Origin of the sequence: Mesorhizobium sp. M1403 (assembly GCF_040317695.1) — a bacterium.
GTDB lineage: Bacteria > Pseudomonadota > Alphaproteobacteria > Rhizobiales > Rhizobiaceae > Mesorhizobium.
The window spans coordinates 193311-209956 of record NZ_JAMYKY010000001.1 but is presented as its reverse complement, the minus strand read 5'-3'; the positions used below and the strand labels follow the sequence as shown (position 1 = coordinate 209956).

Below are 16646 nucleotides of genomic sequence, written 5' to 3'. Positions count from 1 at the left end.
ATCTGAAAGAAACCGGCCATCATTGCCACTACCGGTTACCGCCGAGCGCCGAGGCAAGGCGCACAAGCGAGAGGAACTCGGACCGGTACCCAAACGGGTCGGCTCCTCTGGCGGCGGTGGCAATCTCCATGATCTTGTCGTAGCCGAACTTCGCGGTCGCGTCCTCGTCGCGCAGCTTCTGGCCGAAGGCAGCGACGGCAACGGAGAAACGCTGGTCGGTGCTGGCCTGGTCGAACGACGCCACCTCGTTGGCTGATGTCACCGGCGTGGTGATCAGCTTCGAAGTGTCCTCGTTCGGCAGCTTGTAGCGGATTTTGACGAAGGCATATTCGTCGGCATTGGCGACACCGCCATTGTTCACCGAGGCCTGGCCATAGCGCAGCTGATCGATCTGTTCGCCGCCGCTGCCCTTAGGCGTGATCTCGTAGATCGCGGTGACCGAATGGCCTGAGCCGATCTCGCCGGCGTCGACGCGGTCGTTGTTGAAATCCTCGCGGTTCAAGGCGCGGGTCTCGTAACCGATCAGCCGGTATTCCGAGACCTTGTTCGGGTTGAACTCGACCTGGATCTTCACGTCCTTGGCAATGGTGAACAGTGTCGAGGAGGCATCCTCGACCAGCACCTTCTCGGCCTCCGCCAAAGTGTCGATATAGGCGGCGGTGCCGTTGCCGTTCTGGGCGATGGTCTGCATCATCTGGTCGTTCAGATTGCCGCGGCCGAAGCCGAACACCGACAGGAACACGCCTGTCTTGCGCTCCTTTTCGATCAGCCGCTTCAGATCGTCGTCGTCGGTCTGGCCGACATTGAAATCACCATCAGTGGCGAGCATCACCCGGTTGATGCCGTCCTTGACGAAGGATTTCTGCGCCAGCCTGTAGGCTTCCTTGATGCCCGCCTCCCCTGCCGTCGAGCCGCCGGATGTCAGATTGTCGATGGCAGCGAGGATCTTGTCCTTTTCCGAAGCCTTGGTGGGCTCCAGCACGGTACCGGCATCGCCAGCATAGGTGACGATCGAGACGGTGTCGTCGGATCTCAGCTTATTGACCAGCAGCCGGAAGGCCGACTGCAGGAGCGGCAGCTTGTCCTGCTCGTTCATCGAGCCCGACACATCGATCAGAAAGACCAGATTGGCCTTGGGCTGCTCGGCCGGCTTCACGTCGAAACCCTTGATGGCGACATGCATCAGCCTGGTGTGCTCGTTCCACGGCGTCGGCATAATGCTGACGGTCGAGTTGAACGGCGTCGAGGCGGAGTCCGGGCCTTTCCAATCATAGGGGAAGTAGTTGACCATCTCCTCGACGCGCACCGTATCGGCCTGCGGGATAAAACCTTCCTTCAGCGTGCGCCGGACGAAGGAATAGGAAGCGGTGTCGACATCGATAGAGAACGTCGAGACCGGGTCTTCGAGTGCGGCATGCACCGGATTGGTCTTGAAATCCTCGACCCGGTCACGGTTTTCCTCTCGCGGCAGCATCTGGTCGGCCGGCGCAGCGGCAGGCTGCTGTGCCATCAGCTTGGACTCGGCAACCGTGCCAGGCATGCGTCCGACCCGCGCGCCACCATCGACTGCCGGAGCCACGGAGTTTGCACCGCCATCCAGCGCAAACTCGCCGCTCTGCGCCGGTTCGGGTGCATTGCGGGTGAGCACATCCTGCTGCGTCAACCCGCCGACCGCGGTCGATTCCGCTTTCGGCGGCGATGTCGGCGCCACAAGCGCCTCGCCGGCGTCGCGGCTTTCGCTGTCGGCGTCCGCCTTCTTCTGCTTATCTGCTTCGGCAACAACCGGCGGTTTGACGGTCGCCGGCTTGTCAGCCAGCGTTTCGGTGATCTTATCGTCGCCGCCGAATTCGGGCCCGCCGAATTTGGATTCCCCAAGCATATAGATGGTGGCGTATCCGGCGATCGGCAGGGCAACGAGCCCGGCAATGGCCGGCGTGGCGAAGAGTTTCTTTTGCATGATTTCGCTCCAGAGCCTTTGTGCTCGCTCTGTGAGACGAAGCCCGCCTGCCGATCCTTGGGCGGCCGGTAAAGTTTTTTCTTCCATGTCATAGGCGCGCAGCGCGGCCTGGAGGGCACGCGCCTTTGCATCCGCGTCAGGCGCCGGTGCTGCGATATCGCGCAGCCTGTTCAGTTGCTTGTCGTCGACCATGGTCACACTTCCCCGGCTGAACGCATCAGCGTCTTCAACCGTTTCTTCGCCTCATGGATGTGCCAGGAAACCGTCGTCTCCGAGATCGCCATCGCCTCGGCGGCGGCTGCGTGGCTCAGCCCTTCGCCATAGACCAGCAGCACCGCGTCGCGCTGCTTGTCCGGCAGCTTGCGCACCGCTGCCCACAGCGCCTCGGCCGGGTCTTCCGCCTCGGACGACGCCTCTCCTGAAATCAGTGCATAAGCGCCATAGGCATCGGTCTTGACCGTCTCGCGGGCGGTCTTGCGCATCATGTCGCGCGCGGCATTCAACGTCATGGTGTAGAGCCATGTCGTGAAGGCGCCGCTGCCGTGATAGTCGCGGATCGCCCGGCCGAGCCGAACGCACACTTCCTGGGCGATATCCTCGGCGTCGGCCTTTTTCCCGCACCAGCGATAGGCGGCGCGATAGACGAAACCGTAGTGCCTTTCGAGCAACTTGCCGAAAGCACCCCTGTCTCCGCCCTTCGCCCGCCCGATCAGTTCGGCGTCGGAGGCTTCGCTTTCGTCCAGCATCATCGCCATCATTTGCCTGTTGGACGAAGGCTAATGGCGATTCCTTGGGTGATGGGAAGAATTTTTTGGCGGGCAGTCACGTCGTAATGGTTGGCGCGCCTTGGCCGAGCGTCTCCGCAAACAGCATCGTCAGCCGCTTCCAGTGGCGTTCGGCGCCGGCTGCATCGAAGGCACTATGTGGAGCCGCCACGTTCACAAATGCGTATCGGGGTTGCTTTACGCTGGCTTTGTGCACAATTTCGCCGACTGCCTGCCATGCTATGGCGGCCTGAAGTGAACGGCGCGCTTCAATTTGCCAAGGGACGGAGCTCATATGTGGCTGACGGCATTCCTTGCTTTTTTCGCGGGTGTTTTTGGCGCCAATGGCGTCCCACATTTCGTGAGTGGGATAACCAAGGGTTCCTACCCGTGCGTCTTCGGTAACTCCGCCGTGCCCAATCTGATAGCCGGCTGGGCGAGCTTCGTGGTGGCAACCCTCTTCGCGTACGGGGCCAACTTCGCACAGTATCCCATCGTCTCGTTGGTCTCTGGTGCCATCGGGGTGCTGCTGATGGGTCTCTTTCACGCGGCGGGGCTGGCTTTCGGCCAAAAATCCTGAGATCGGAACGGTCGACGTCTTTGCGTGCAGCGGGGTCTTGTCTGGCTAGCGCGCGAATGCTGCCATGTGAAAGGCCTGAACCTCGGCCGGATAGCGATAATCGATGCCGTAAGGACAGGCGTTGCGATCAAGGCAGCCGCCGGTCCGGCAAGGTCCGCCGTTTTGCCCACGCACATGCGCCAGACAGGTTTCATGCACAAAACCATCCGCAGAATAAGCCGCGACCGGACAGGATTTCAGGCAAGGTTTTTCCAAACATGTGTCGCAAAGGTGAATCACGTCGCGACGTTCGTGGAGCGCAATCTCGTTCTCGAACAACAGCGCGCCGCGATAGGCATGCCAGAGCCCGTATTGCGGATGCATGAGGATGCCGAGCGGCGACGGCTTCAGCCCCTCCGCCTGCATCGCCCATTGCTGGAACGGCAGATAAGGCCTGTCGGACGGTGACACCGCGCGTGCCCCGAATTTTTCGGCCACAGCGCCGATCACTCGGCGCGACCATCTGTCGAGCGGATCGTCGATCGGCTGTGACTGTTTCTCCAACCAGCGCAGGAAGTGCGGCCAAGGTGCGGCGCCTGCCTGCCCCACCAGCAGGACGGATCTGGCGGCGGCGCCGGAGAGACCGGAAGGTGTCCCCTCACCGCCCGCAAAATTGAAGCCGCCGCGCAGGATGAGGCCGTGGGCGGAAAGCGCGGCCGCGATGGTTTCGACCATGCCGCGCTCGAGAATCATCCCTTCTTGTCGGGGTCGGAGAAGGCGCTCCGCCAGACTTCCTTGTGGATGATGTTGGCGACTTTAGCCCCGCCTGATTCGGGCTCCTTTCAGGTGAAGGCGTCGGCCATCGACGCCTTCTTCCTGGCGATGAAGTCCTTCAGCCCGTCGTCGATGCCCTGGTCGAGATAAGGCGCCTCGTAGCTCTCCAGCCAGCGGCGGGCGAGCTCGTTGGCGCGCTGCGGCGCGGTTTTTTCGCCTTCGGCCAGCCACTGCTCGTAGGAATTGTTATCGGCGATGTTGGAGCGGTAGAACGCGGTCTGGAAATTGGCCTGGGTGTGATCGCAGCCGAGGTAATGGCTGCCCGGACCCACCTGGCGGATGGCATCCATCGCCTGACCGTTTTCCGACAGGTCGACACCCTCGGAGAACTTCTGCGTCATGCCGAGTTGGTCGATATCCATCATGAACTTTTCGTAGCAGGAGGCGAGCCCGCCCTCGAGCCAGCCGGCCGAATGCAGCACGAAATTGGTGCCGGCGAGGATCGTCGAATTCAGCGTGTTGGCGCTCTCATAGGCCGCCTGCGCATCGGGGATTTTCGAAGCACAAAGCGAGCCGCCGGTGCGGAACGGCAGCCCGAGCCTGCGAGCAAGCTGGGCGGCGCCATAGGAGACCAGCGACGGCTCCGGCGTGCCGAAGGTCGGCGCGCCCGACTGCATCGAGATCGACGAGGCGAAGGTGCCGAACAGTACCGGCGCACCCGGCCGGATCAGCTGTGTGAACGACGCCCCGGCCAGAACCTCGGCCAAAACCTGGGTCAGTGTGCCGGCGACCGTCACCGGGCTCATCGCGCCGGCAAGGATGAACGGCGTGACGATGCACGCCTGGTTATGGCGCGAATAAACTTTCAGCGCTCCCAGCATGGTCTCGTCGAAGACCATCGGCGAGTTGGCGTTGATCAGGCTGGTCAGCACCGTGTTGTTCTCGACGAAATCGTCACCAAACACGATCTTGGCCATCGCCACCGTATCTTCGGCGCGCTCGGGCGCGGTCACCGAGCCCATGAACGGCTTGTCCGAATATTTGATATGGCTGTAGACCATGTCGAGATGGCGCTTGTTGACCGGCACGTCGACCGGCTCGCAAACCGTGCCGCCCGAATGGTGGATCGATGGCGCCATATAGGCAAGTTTTACGAAATTCCGGAAATCCTCGATCGTCGCGTAGCGCCTGACGCCGTCGAGATCGCGCACGAAGGGCGGTCCATAGACCGGCGCGAACACGGTCGCGTTGCCGCCGATCTGCACCGAGCGCTCGCCGTTGCGGGCGTGCTGGGTATAGACGGACGGAGCGGTCTTCAACAGCGAGCGGCAGAGGCCCTTGGGGAAATGCACCCGCTCGCCCTTGACGTCGGCGCCCGCCTCTTTCCAAAGCTGCAGTGCCTCGGCGTCGTCGCGGAAGATGATGCCGATCTCTTCCAGCACCGTGTCGGTGTTCTTTTCGATCAGCGCCAGGCCTTCCTCGTCCAGCACTTCATAGACGTTGATCTTGCGCTTGATATAGGTGAGCTGTGTACCGGGGCCGCCGCCCGAACGTGCAGCCCGGCGCGCTGCGGCGCCACCGCTGGCAGCGCGCCCGCGCCGTGCGTTTGACGCTTCCTGATCGACCGGCGCGTTCTCACTCATAATCGTTCTTCCCTGGCTTTCGTTCTGGCCTGATTTGCTTTGGCCGGGCTCTTGTTCCGGCCTGAAATCCATTTGCAGCCGCATATTGCGGTCTCTGGCCGGATCGTAGCCATGCACCTTATTCGAAACGGCCCGCCAGCGCCAACGCCTGTCGCAAAATCGACAAGAATTCCAAGAGATTTACGGTCGCTTTCGTTTTGCGGGAAGTCGCAAATCAGCTATGGACAACTGGCCCGCGCGGGTTAGGTAATGGCGCGATATTTTTAAGCTGCCGCGATAGTTGTAGCCGGCAAGGAGCCTGAGAAAAAATGGCCGACGACGAGATCATCCTTTCGGAACTCTCCGACGACGAGTTGGTGCAGCAGATGCACGACGACCTTTATGATGGGTTGAAGGAAGAAATCGAGGAAGGCACCAACATCCTTCTCGAGCGCGGCTGGGCGCCTTACAAGGTGCTGACCGAGGCTCTGGTCGAAGGCATGCGCATCGTCGGCGAGGATTTTCGCGACGGCATTCTGTTCGTTCCGGAAGTGCTGCTGTCGGCCAACGCGATGAAGGCCGGCATGTTCATCCTGCGTCCGTTGCTTGTCGCCACCGGCGCGCCGAAGCAGGGCAAGATGGTGATCGGCACCGTTAAGGGCGACATCCACGACATCGGCAAGAACCTCGTCGGCATGATGATGGAAGGCGCCGGCTTCGATGTCATCGACCTCGGCATCAACAATGCGGTCGAAAAATATCTCGATGCCATCGAAAAGCATCAGCCCGACATCATCGGCATGTCGGCCCTGCTGACGACGACCATGCCTTACATGAAGGTCGTCATCGATACGATGAAGGAAAAAGGCATTCGCGATGATTATGTCGTGCTGGTCGGCGGCGCGCCGCTCAACGAGGAATTCGGCAAAGCCGTCGGCGCCGACGCCTATTGCCGCGACGCCGCGGTGGCGGTCGAGACCGCCAAGGACTTCATGAAGCGCAAGCACAACGTCCGCGCTTCGGCCTGAGTCAATAAATTCGGCACCGACGAGAAAAGCCGCGCCTTGCAGTGCGGCTTTTTTATTCCCAAATGTTTGAAATCGTGCAGATCAGGGTTTCTTGACGGTATCGTCAACCGCCTTCGCAGTGGATTTGATATCCTTACCGACGCCGCGCACCGTGTTGGCGCAGGCCGAAACAGCCAGGGCGCAGGCGAGAATAGCGATTGGCGCAACGCGGAACAATTTCATGATTGGTGTCTCCCTCAGAATATAAATTCGCTGGACAGCAACGAAGATGGATTAGACTGGTTCCATGACTACAGCGCGAAAACAACAATCCGATCAAGGCGACAGGCTGCTCGTCATCGCCTGCGGGATGATTGCGCGCGAAGTTCTGGCGGTCAAGGAGCAGCTCGGGCTCGACCATCTCGACCTGACCTGCCTCCCGGCGGAGTTCCATTTCTATCCGGACCGCATTGCGCCGGCCATGGACAAGGCAATCGCCAAGGCCAGGGCTGACGGCTACAAACACATCTTCGTCGGCTATGCCGATTGCGGCACGGGTGGCCTGCTCGACCGGATCTGCGAGAAGCATGGCGTCGAGCGCATGGCCGGGCCGCATTGCTTTGCCTTCTACCAAGGCATGGATGCCTATGCGAAGGTTGCCGATGACGACATGATGTCGTTCTACATGACCGATTTCCTCTGCCGGCAATTCGATGCCTTCTTCATGAAGCCGCTCGGCCTCGACAAGCACCCGGAGCTGATCAAGGACTATTTCGGCAATTACGAGAAGCTGATCTACATCGCCCAGACCGACGACCCGGAACTCGACAAGGTCGCCGAAAAGGCGGCGAAAATGCTCGGCCTCGCCTATGAACGCCGCTCGACCGGCTACGGCGACCTGACAAAGGAACTGGCTGGGGCCTCAGCCCTGGCCTGACACTTTAGGCACCGTTTTCTTCAGCTTCGAGCCCAGCGAGCACATCGGCAAAGCTCGTCTTGCAGACGAAATCCAGCCGGTCCCTCGCCCGCGACGCATCGTAGACCCGGTCGATCGACGAAAACATCGTCCAGCCTTTCTTCAAGTAGAGTGCCGGATAATCCGGAAAATAGCGCGCGACGATCGACGGTGCGTCGGCGATCAATGCCGCGCAATCGTCGGGCTGGAAAGGTGTCGGTGCCGAGATGATGAAGGTGTCGAAGCCCAATTGCGGCGCTTTCTCCAAGGCAGCGATGTGGGCGTCGGCAGCATCCTCCACCGTCAGCCGGCGAAACAACAGCTCATTGGCCTTGGTGTTGGCGTCCGACTGTTCGATCACATGCGCCATATCGTCTGCTTCGGGAAAGAAGCGGGCGGTGCGCAGTACGATCACCGGCAGGCCGAACTGGATATGGTAGAGCCGACAAAGATGTTCCGCCGCAAGCTTTGTCACGCCGTAGATGTTGCGCGGTTCAGGCGACATGTCTTCCGTTAGCCAAGCCGCCCTGCCGGGCAAGCCGGCGCGGATGGCCTGGGTAATCATCAGCGATGTCGTCGACGTGAAGATGAAGCGCTGAACGCCGAAAGTTGCCGCCGCATCGAGCAGGTTGAGCGTGCCGCGCACATTCGTCTCGACGAAATCCTCGTTGCGATGATGTTCGATGTCAGGCTTGTGCAGCGCGCCACTATGGATGATGGCCTCGATGCGGTTCTCCTCGACCGCCCTCATGACCAGGTCGCGATCGGCGACTGAGCCGACGATTCGCGTTTCCGAGGATGGGACGGGATCGAGGCCAGTGACGTCATGGCCGAGAGTCCGCAGGCGTGGCGCCAAGGCCCTGCCCAGCCAACCCGACGATCCCGTCAGCAAGATCCGCATTCTTTCCACCTCGTTTCTGCTGTCGATGCTCAAGCAAGGATGACAGAGCGCGGCGAAACATTAAGGTATGCGCCAGACAAGAAAACAGGCTGCTCCAGTCATCAAAAGGGAAAACGCCACCAATGATCGCTCGCCTTATGTTTGCCGTAGCAGCTGTCCTCTGCTTGACGTTGCCCGCGTTCGCCGATGGCGAAGTGCAGAAGCTGATCACCGCTGCCGACAAGGCGCGCCTCGACAAATATGGCGAGACGCGCAAGGCAGCGCTTGACGAGGCGAAGGCCGGCGATCCCGCCGAGGTCAAGCAGCTCGACGCCTTGCTGGCAAAGCCGCTGGTTTCCTTCTCCGACAAGGACCTGACCGGCAATTGGCAATGCCGCACCATCAAGGCCGGCGGATTGAGCCCGCTCGTCACTTATGGCTGGTTCAAATGCAAGGTGAGCGACGACGGTTCCGGCTGGAGACTGGAAAAGATCACCGGTTCGCAGCGCACCAAGGGCCGCTTCTTCGACGATGGCGAGAAACGCGCGATCTATCTAGGTTCCTTCTACGTCAACGACGATCCGGCAAAGCCCTACGGCAGCGGCCCGGAAAGCGATCAGGTCGGCTATGCCTTCCGCCACAGCGCCAGCGAATGGCGCATCGAGTTCCCGGCGCCCCACTACGAATCGAAGCTCGACATCCTCGAATTCAAGCGCTGAGCCCGCCCCCGATCACCAAGGGTTAACCCGGTCAACCTAGCATTCGCGCACAAAGAACAGCTCTTTGCGGGGGTCGCGAAGCATGGCACGGTCGAAAACAAACCAACGGCCGATCGTCGTCGTCACCGAAGGCGGCCCGCAGATCTGGGCGATCGTCAACGCCATCGCCGACCACCTCGCGCCTGTCAGCGTCATCCTCGAAACCCCTGAATCCAAAAAGCAATTGCTTCTCGGGCGGGCGCGGCGGCAAGGCTGGACCTCGGCCATCGGTCAACTCGGCACGATGATGCTGACCCGGCTCGGCAAGCGCTTCTTCGCCGGCCACGCAGCACGGCTCGCCGCCGAGCAAAAGCTGCAAACCGAACCGAAGCCTGGGCAAAAGATCGTCCAGGTCTCGTCGGCCAACGCGCCGGAGTGCCTGCAGGCGATCGAGAAAATCCAGCCGGGTGTCGTGCTGCTCGCCGGCTGCCGCTTGCTGTCGCGGCAGACGCTGGCGAAAATCCCTTGCCCGGTCCTCAACTACCATGCCGGCATCGCCCCGAAATATCGTGGCATGAACGGCGGCTATTGGGCGCTGGCTTCAGGCGATGCGGAAAACTTCGGCACCACCGTGCATCTGGTCGACGCCGGCGTCGACACTGGCGGGGTGCTGCGGCAGGCACGCGGCAAACCCCAACCTGGCGACACTATTTCAAGCTACGCGTTGCGGCAGGCGGCATTCTCGCGCGACATCTGCGTCGAGGCGGTCAGGGATGCGCTGGCCGGCAAGCTCGGCACGGTCGATCCCGGTCTGCCTTCGAGACAATGGTATCATCCGACGGTCTGGTTCTATCTCTGGACCGGGATAAGAAACGGCGTCTGGTGACACGCGCGCCGATTTACCCGACAGCCACCCGCCGCTAACATTGCATCGTGAGCGACATCGACCACCGCACCATCATTGCCGGCCTTTCGGTTGAGGAACGTCGCGACCTCACCGCCCGGGTCGACGGGCCAGGCATTGTCCGGCTGGCCGTCCATGGCGGGCTGGTTGTCGTGCTGGGCGCACTGATCGCCGCCCGCATCCCGTTCTGGCCGCTTCTCGTCTTGCCGCAGGGGATCCTGATCGTCTTCTTCTTCACGCTGTTGCACGAGACCATCCATGAAACGGCGTTCAGAACGGCGTGGCTCAATCGCGCTGTTGCCGCCGTGGCCGGCTTCTTGATCCTGCTGCCGCCCGCATGGTTCCGCTATTTCCATTTCGCCCATCACCGCCACACCCACGACCCGGACAACGACCCCGAACTGATGGCCCCGAAGCCGGAGACCATCGGCCAATATCTGCGCTATCTGTCCGGCGGCCCCTATTGGATAGGCATGGCTCGTGTGTTCGCAACCAATGCGGCGGGCCGCAACCGCGACGGCTTTGTGCCGGAAAAGGGCCGCGGCAAGGTGGTTATTGAAGCGCGGCTGTTCCTGATCGGCTATGCGGTGTTGCTGGCCGGATCGCTCGCGGCACAGTCGGCGCTGCTGTTGTGGGTCTGGATCGTGCCGGTGCTGGTCGGACAGCCGTTTTTGCGGGCCTACCTGCTGGCCGAGCATGCATTGTGCCCGCATGTCGCCAACATGCTCGAGAACACCCGTACCACCTTCACCTCAAGGCTGGTGCGCTTCGTGGCTTGGAACATGCCGTACCATTCCGAGCACCATTCCTATCCGGCCGTTCCCTTCCATCGCCTGCCGCGCTTCCATGCGATCATCGCGGAGCATTTACGCACGACCGAGCGAGGTTACATGCGCTTCCACAGGAAACTGGTCGGCAGCTTCGATGGCCGCGCCGGCTGACCAGTGCTGGAAGAGACTCCGCTTTCGGCCGCGGCCGTCGATTGCGTCGCTTTTGAAGGCCCCCGCGTCGTCCCATAACAAGCAGCCCAACAGCGCTTCCGGCAATGCTCGAAACCACTGCATCGGCCAAAAGGATCGGAATCGATCTTCGGAGGGCACGATGCAGCGGAGTTAGATGGTAGAGCATCGTTTGTGTGTTCGATTGGACGCGCGGCGCTCTCCAGGAGCAGGAATTCATGGCCGATCTGATCGTCGTCTACTGGCGCGACATCCCCGCCCAGGTCATCGTCAAGAGGGGCCGGCAGAACGCCAAGCGCGAACTGCCGCTGCGCTTCACCGAGGCGATCGACATGTGCGCCATGCGCACCGGCGCCGGCGGCACCGACGACTACCTTGCCGAATGGCGCAAGGCAGAGCCCATCCCAGTCAGTGACGATCTTGAAGTCGAGGCCGAGAAGGCTCTTCGGGAGCTCGATGCGAAATACGACCGTGAGCGGTTGGTCGCTCTGGTCAAGGCGGGCGGCAAAGAAAATGTCTGATCCCCAATCAATGCCGGCGACGACGGCTCAAGCCGGCGTGACCCAGGCGACAATCGTCAAGAAGGCGGCGCCGAAATCCGACTACAAGCCGGCTGACGTGTCGCCGCAGCGGCGCGTGCAGCGCTCGTTTGCGGTGCGGCTTTGGTCGGTGCGGCATTCGCGGCTGCTCGAATGGTTCTACGCCAAATTCGCCGACATGTTCCTGACTCTCCACCCGCTATGGAAGGGCATCGGCTACAGCCGTGTCGAAGGGCCGGTGAAATTCGTCGAGAAGCGCGTCAAGGGCTTCATGTTCGACTGCCGCATGTGCGGTCAGTGCATTCTTTCCTCGACCGGCATGTCGTGCCCGATGAACTGCCCTAAGCAATTGCGCAACGGCCCTTGCGGCGGTGTGCGCGCCAACGGCAATTGCGAGGTCGAGCCTGATATGCCTTGCGTCTGGGTCAAGGCATGGGAAGGCTCGCAGAACATGGTGCATCGCGACAAGATTTTGGACGTGCAGAAGCCGGTGGATCAGTCCTTGCGCGAAACCTCCGCCTGGCTGCGGGTGACCGCGCAGGCCGCGGCCGCCCGCAATGCGGCCCAGAATACTACGAACACCGGAGCGTCGGCATGATCGGCCGTCAGCCAGACGAGAATCCGGCCGGCATCCATTTGCCGCTCGATCCCCTGCCCGGCCACACCTCGCGCGGCCGGCTTGAGCGGGTTCTGCGGCGCGGCGAGTTCGCAGTGACGACCGAGCTCAATCCGCCCGACAGCGCCGATCCGGAAGACGTCTACAACCGCGCCAGGATTTTCGAGGGCTGGGTCGACGCGATCAATGCCGTCGACGCTTCCGGGGCCAACTGCCACATGTCGTCGGTCGGTATTTGCGCGCTGCTGACCCGCATGGGTTATGCCCCGATCATGCAAATCGCCTGCCGCGACCGGAACCGCATCGCCATCCAGGGCGACGTGCTGGGGGGTGCCGCGATGGGTGTTGCCAACATGCTGTGCCTGACTGGCGACGGCGTGCAGGCCGGCGACCAGCCCGGCGCTAAGCCGGTGTTCGATCTCGACTGCATGTCGCTGCTCGAAACCTGCCGCATCATGCGCGATAACGGCAAATTCCTGTCCGGCCGCAAACTCACCACGCCGCCGCAGCTTTTCCTTGGCGCGGCCATCAACCCGTTCGCGCCGCCGATCGATTTCCGGCCGTATCGGCTGGGCAAGAAGATCGCCGCCGGCGCGCAGTTCGTGCAGAGCCAGTACTGCTTCGACGTACCGATGTTCCGCACCTACATGCAGAAGGTCCGCGACCTCGGCTATACCGAGAAATGCTTCATCCTGTGCGGAGTCGGGCCGCTGGCCTCGGCCAAGACGGCCAGATGGGTCCGCTCCAACGTGCCGGGCATTCACATTCCCGATCAGATCGTCAAGCGCCTGGAAGGCGCTCAGGATCAGAAGAAGGAAGGCAAGCAGCTCTGCATCGACATCATCAATGAGGTGAAGGAAATTCCAGGTGTGTCCGGCGTCCATGTGATGGCCTATCGCCAGGAAGAGTATGTCGCCGAGATCGTCGACGAGTCCGGCGTGCTGAAGGGCCGCCGGCCGTGGAAGCGCGAAATCCGCCGCGACGACCAGCTCGTTGCCGACCGGCTCGACCACATACTGCATGACGACCTCACCGAAACCCAGGTCGACATGGTCAAGACCGCGCATTGACAGCGCGAATCGTCAGCATTCGCTTGATCGGAAACAGATAACGATATAAAGAACTCTTTATATCACGATGGAGAGATTTCATGACCCGGACCATCGTCGCCTCGGCGACACGAGAAATCATCATCGGCTTCGATCAGCCCTTCTGCGTGATCGGCGAGCGCATCAACCCGACCGGCCGCAAAAAGCTGGCCGCCGAAATGATCGCGGGCAATTTTGAGACCGTCATCAGGGATGCGCTGGAACAGGCCGCCTGCGGCGCAACCATGCTCGACGTCAATGCCGGCGTCACCTCGGTCAACCCGAACGAGACCGAACCCGGCCTGCTGGTGCAGACCCTGGAGATCGTGCAGGGCCTGGTCGACCTGCCGCTGTCGATCGACTCCTCGGTGACCGCGGCGATCGAAGCGGCGCTGAAAGTCGCCAAGGGCCGACCGCTGGTCAACTCCGTCACTGGCGAGGAGGAAAAGCTCGAGGCCATCCTGCCTCTGGTCAAGAAATACAACGTTCCGGTCGTCGCCATTTCCAACGACGAGACCGGTATTTCGATGGACCCCGACGTGCGCTTCGCCGTCGCCAAGAAGATCGTTCAGCGCTGCGCAGACTTCGGTATTCCGGCGCATGACGTGGTCGTCGACCCGCTGGTCATGCCGATCGGCGCGTTGGGCGATGCCGGCCGCCAGGTGTTTGCCTTGCTACGCCGGCTGCGCGAGGAGCTCAAGGTCAACACCACCTGCGGTCTTTCTAACATCTCGTTCGGCCTGCCGCACCGTCATGGCATCAACGCCGCCTTCATCCCGATGGTGATCGGCGCCGGCATGACCTCGGCGATCATGAACCCGGTGCGGCCGCAGGAAATGGAAGCGGTGCGCGGCGCCAACGTGTTGAACGGCACCGATGAGAACTGCACCAACTGGATCAGGACCTACAAGGATTACAGGCCTGCCGAAGGCGGCCAGGCCGTTGCCGCCCGGGCGCAGGTCAACGCGCCGGGCGATGGCAATGGCAATGGCGGACGCAGGCGCGGCGGCCGCGAAGCGCGGATGGCCCGGGGTTGAGCCATGGCTTGGCCGACACGATATGGGGCCTAGGACTGGAGAGGAACCGAAACACTGCGGCATCGCTGCCGCGGCCAAGACCTGAGCAGCGTAGAAAGTAAAGTCTGGAACGTATGAACTCTCCCGTCAACATCACCGATCCGCTCGTGCTGTTCATGCCGTCTGGCAAGCGGGGGCGGTTTCCGGTCGGCACGCCGGTGCTGGATGCCGCGCGCCAGCTCGGTGTCTATGTCGAGAGCGTGTGCGGCGGGCGTGCCACTTGTGGGCGTTGCCAGATCGAGGTGCAGGAAGGCAATTTCGCCAAGCACAAGATCGTTTCCTCCAACGACCACATCTCGCCCAAGGGCGCAAAGGAAGAGCGCTACGAGCGCGTTCGTGGGCTGCCCGAACGCCGCCGCCTGTCCTGCTCGGCGCAGATTCTCGGCGATCTCGTCGTCGACGTGCCGCAGGACACCGTCATCAACGCGCAAACCATCCGCAAAGACGCCGACACCAGGGTCATCGCCCGCGATGCGGCAATCCGCATGTGCTATGTCGAGATCGAAGAACCCGACATGCACAAGCCGCTCGGCGACCTCGACCGCCTGAAAATCGCGCTGATGAAGGACTGGGGCCTCAAGAGCCTCGATTTCGATTTCCATCTGTTGCCGCAGGTGCAAGGCATTTTGCGCAAAGGCAACTGGGCCGCGACCGCCGCCATCCACAAGGACACCGACAGCGAGACCGCACGGGTCATCGCCTTGTGGCCAGGCCTCAAGAACGAGGCATACGGGCTTGCCTGCGATATCGGCTCGACCACGATCGCCATGCATCTGGTGTCGTTGCTATCGGGCCGCGTCGCCGCCTCGTCGGGTACATCCAATCCGCAGATCCGCTTCGGCGAGGATCTGATGAGCCGCGTCTCTTACGTGATGATGAACCCGGACGGCCGCGAAGGCATGACAGTCGCCGTGCGCGAGGCCATTTCGGGCCTCGTCGACAAGGTCTGCGCCGAAGGCAGCGTCCAGCGCAACGACATACTGGATTCCGTTTTCGTCGGTAATCCGATCATGCACCATCTGTTCCTCGGCATCGATCCGACCGAGCTCGGCGGCGCTCCCTTCGCGCTAGCGATCTCCGGCGCCGTCCACATCAAGGCATCGGATATCGGCCTGAAGCTCAACCAGGGCGCCAGGCTTTATATGCTGCCTTGCATTGCCGGCCATGTCGGCGCCGATGCGGCGGCGGTGACGCTGTCGGAGGGGCCGCACCGCCAGGACGAAATGATGCTGATCGTCGATGTCGGCACTAATGCCGAGATCGTGCTCGGCAATCGCCAGCGGGTCGTGGCGGCATCCTCGCCGACCGGCCCGGCCTTTGAGGGCGCGGAAATCTCCGGCGGCCAGCGCGCCGCACCGGGTGCCATCGAGCGCGTCCGTATCGATCCCGAAACGCTGGAGCCCAAATATCGCGTCATCGGCTCGGAACTCTGGTCCGACGAGCCGGGCTTCCTCGACAGCGTGCAGGCGACCGGCGTCACCGGCATCTGCGGCTCCGGCATCATCGAGGTAGTCGCCGAGATGTATCTCGCCGGCGTCATCTCCGAGGACGGTGTCGTCGACGGATCGCTGAGCGCCCGCTCGCCGCGCGTCGTCGCCAACGGCCGCACCTTCTCCTATGTGCTGAAGGAAGGCGGGCCCAAGATCACCATCACCCAGACCGACGTGCGCGCTATCCAGCTTGCCAAGGCCGCCCTTTATGCCGGCACCAAGCTTTTGATGGAAAAGCAGCACACTGATCATGTCGACCGCATCCACTTCGCCGGCGCATTCGGCTCGTTCATCGACCCGAAATACGCAATGGTGCTGGGCCTGATCCCGGATTGCGACCTCGACAAGGTCTCGGCCGTTGGCAATGCGGCCGGCGCCGGTGCCCGCATGGCGCTGTTGAACCGCGGCTATCGCCGCGAGATCGAGGAAACCGTCAGCAGGATCGAGAAGATTGAGACGGCCCTGGAGCCGAAATTCCAGGAGCATTTCGTCTACGCCATGGCGCTGCCGAACAAGATCGACCCGTTCCCCAAGCTTTCGGCGGCGGTCAAACTGCCGCCGCGCAAGACGGTGAGCGAAGACGGCATTGCCGGCGACGCCGCCCCGCGGCGGCGTTCGCGCGAAGGCCACGCCGCGCGGCGCGGGCGGGGATGACTCGCCCCCGCTAGGCCTGTCATACCTTCCATTTTCATTTGTATGCAAATGTTTCCAGATCGCGCCGATCTGGAAACGAAATCGCGTTTTCGTGAAATCCGCCA

17 protein-coding genes are annotated in these 16646 nt (G+C 62.0%); 11 read left to right on the top strand and 6 right to left on the bottom strand.

Translation table 11 applies throughout. The features are described from left to right. Nucleotides 1–28: 28 nt before the first annotated feature. Both NKH01_RS01075 and NKH01_RS01070 read right to left on the bottom strand, forming a co-directional pair. Nucleotides 29–2149 carry a vWA domain-containing protein gene (locus tag NKH01_RS01075; RefSeq protein ID WP_353018533.1) on the bottom strand — a complete coding sequence of 707 codons (2121 nt, stop codon included), beginning with the start codon at nucleotides 2147–2149 and terminating at the stop codon, nucleotides 29–31. A 2-nt stretch (nucleotides 2150–2151) separates the two neighbouring features. Then, complete coding sequence (locus NKH01_RS01070; RefSeq protein WP_352913245.1) at nucleotides 2152–2712, bottom strand: RNA polymerase sigma factor; 561 nt, start codon at nucleotides 2710–2712, stop codon at nucleotides 2152–2154. Between the two features lie 304 nt (nucleotides 2713–3016). On the opposite strand from NKH01_RS01070, the gene NKH01_RS01065 reads away from it, so the two are divergent. Beyond that, entirely contained in the window at nucleotides 3017–3301 is a 285-nt protein-coding gene (locus tag NKH01_RS01065; RefSeq protein WP_352590158.1) for a hypothetical protein, read from the top strand. A gap of 45 nt (nucleotides 3302–3346) precedes the next feature. Here the strand turns inward: NKH01_RS01065 and NKH01_RS01060 are convergent, their stop codons facing one another. Together NKH01_RS01060 and NKH01_RS01055 are read right to left on the bottom strand one after the other, a co-directional pair. Continuing rightward, complete coding sequence (locus NKH01_RS01060; RefSeq protein WP_353018531.1) at nucleotides 3347–4015, bottom strand: hypothetical protein; 669 nt, start codon at nucleotides 4013–4015, stop codon at nucleotides 3347–3349. Nucleotides 4016–4122: 107 nt separating this feature from the next. Beyond that, the gene (locus NKH01_RS01055) at nucleotides 4123–5697 is read right to left on the bottom strand and encodes a trimethylamine methyltransferase family protein (RefSeq protein WP_023719938.1); all 1575 of its coding nucleotides are present in this window, start codon (nucleotides 5695–5697) and stop codon (nucleotides 4123–4125) included. Between the two features lie 308 nt (nucleotides 5698–6005). On the opposite strand from NKH01_RS01055, the gene NKH01_RS01050 reads away from it, so the two are divergent. Further along, complete coding sequence (locus tag NKH01_RS01050) at nucleotides 6006–6704, top strand: cobalamin B12-binding domain-containing protein (RefSeq protein WP_023676506.1); 699 nt, start codon at nucleotides 6006–6008, stop codon at nucleotides 6702–6704. A gap of 81 nt (nucleotides 6705–6785) precedes the next feature. On the opposite strand, the gene NKH01_RS01045 is transcribed toward NKH01_RS01050, so the two are convergent. Next, complete coding sequence (locus NKH01_RS01045; RefSeq protein WP_023676507.1) at nucleotides 6786–6926, bottom strand: entericidin A/B family lipoprotein; 141 nt, start codon at nucleotides 6924–6926, stop codon at nucleotides 6786–6788. Nucleotides 6927–6990: 64 nt separating this feature from the next. Between NKH01_RS01045 and NKH01_RS01040 the strand changes: the two genes are divergently transcribed. Continuing rightward, complete coding sequence (locus tag NKH01_RS01040; protein WP_023719937.1) at nucleotides 6991–7620, top strand: DUF1638 domain-containing protein; 630 nt, start codon at nucleotides 6991–6993, stop codon at nucleotides 7618–7620. Between the two features lie 4 nt (nucleotides 7621–7624). Here NKH01_RS01040 and NKH01_RS01035 read toward each other — a convergent pair whose 3' ends face one another. Continuing rightward, nucleotides 7625–8539, bottom strand: coding sequence for an NAD-dependent epimerase/dehydratase family protein (locus NKH01_RS01035; protein ID WP_352640478.1), 915 nt, complete (start codon nucleotides 8537–8539; stop codon nucleotides 7625–7627). Between the two features lie 122 nt (nucleotides 8540–8661). On the opposite strand from NKH01_RS01035, the gene NKH01_RS01030 reads away from it, so the two are divergent. The 8 genes from NKH01_RS01030 (at nucleotide 8662) to NKH01_RS00995 (ending at nucleotide 16542) form a co-directional block, all read left to right on the top strand. Beyond that, the gene (locus NKH01_RS01030; protein ID WP_353018528.1) at nucleotides 8662–9237 is read left to right on the top strand and encodes a DUF4893 domain-containing protein; all 576 of its coding nucleotides are present in this window, start codon (nucleotides 8662–8664) and stop codon (nucleotides 9235–9237) included. Nucleotides 9238–9319: 82 nt separating this feature from the next. Next, nucleotides 9320–10102, top strand: a complete 783-nt coding sequence (locus NKH01_RS01025) for a formyl transferase (RefSeq protein ID WP_353018526.1) — start codon at nucleotides 9320–9322, stop codon at nucleotides 10100–10102. 47 nt (nucleotides 10103–10149) lie between these two features. Continuing rightward, nucleotides 10150–11061 carry a fatty acid desaturase family protein gene (locus tag NKH01_RS01020; protein WP_353018525.1) on the top strand — a complete coding sequence of 304 codons (912 nt, stop codon included), beginning with the start codon at nucleotides 10150–10152 and terminating at the stop codon, nucleotides 11059–11061. Nucleotides 11062–11297: 236 nt separating this feature from the next. After that, nucleotides 11298–11600: a virulence factor gene (locus NKH01_RS01015; RefSeq protein WP_353018523.1), complete on the top strand. Its 303-nt coding sequence runs from the start codon at nucleotides 11298–11300 to the stop codon at nucleotides 11598–11600. Continuing rightward, nucleotides 11593–12216, top strand: coding sequence for a methylenetetrahydrofolate reductase C-terminal domain-containing protein (locus NKH01_RS01010; protein WP_353018521.1), 624 nt, complete (start codon nucleotides 11593–11595; stop codon nucleotides 12214–12216). Before NKH01_RS01015 ends, NKH01_RS01010 begins: the two co-directional genes overlap by 8 nt. Further along, nucleotides 12213–13304 (top strand): methylenetetrahydrofolate reductase, encoded by a 1092-nt coding sequence (locus NKH01_RS01005; RefSeq protein ID WP_353018520.1) that lies wholly within the window; start codon nucleotides 12213–12215, stop codon nucleotides 13302–13304. The genes NKH01_RS01010 and NKH01_RS01005 overlap by 4 nt, the downstream gene beginning before the upstream one ends. Nucleotides 13305–13384: 80 nt before the next feature. Beyond that, on the top strand, nucleotides 13385–14359 hold the full coding sequence (locus tag NKH01_RS01000; RefSeq protein WP_353018518.1) for a methyltetrahydrofolate cobalamin methyltransferase: 975 nt from the start codon (nucleotides 13385–13387) through the stop codon (nucleotides 14357–14359). Between the two features lie 113 nt (nucleotides 14360–14472). Next, nucleotides 14473–16542, top strand: a complete 2070-nt coding sequence (locus NKH01_RS00995; RefSeq protein ID WP_352640483.1) for an ASKHA domain-containing protein — start codon at nucleotides 14473–14475, stop codon at nucleotides 16540–16542. Nucleotides 16543–16646: the final 104 nt, after the last annotated feature.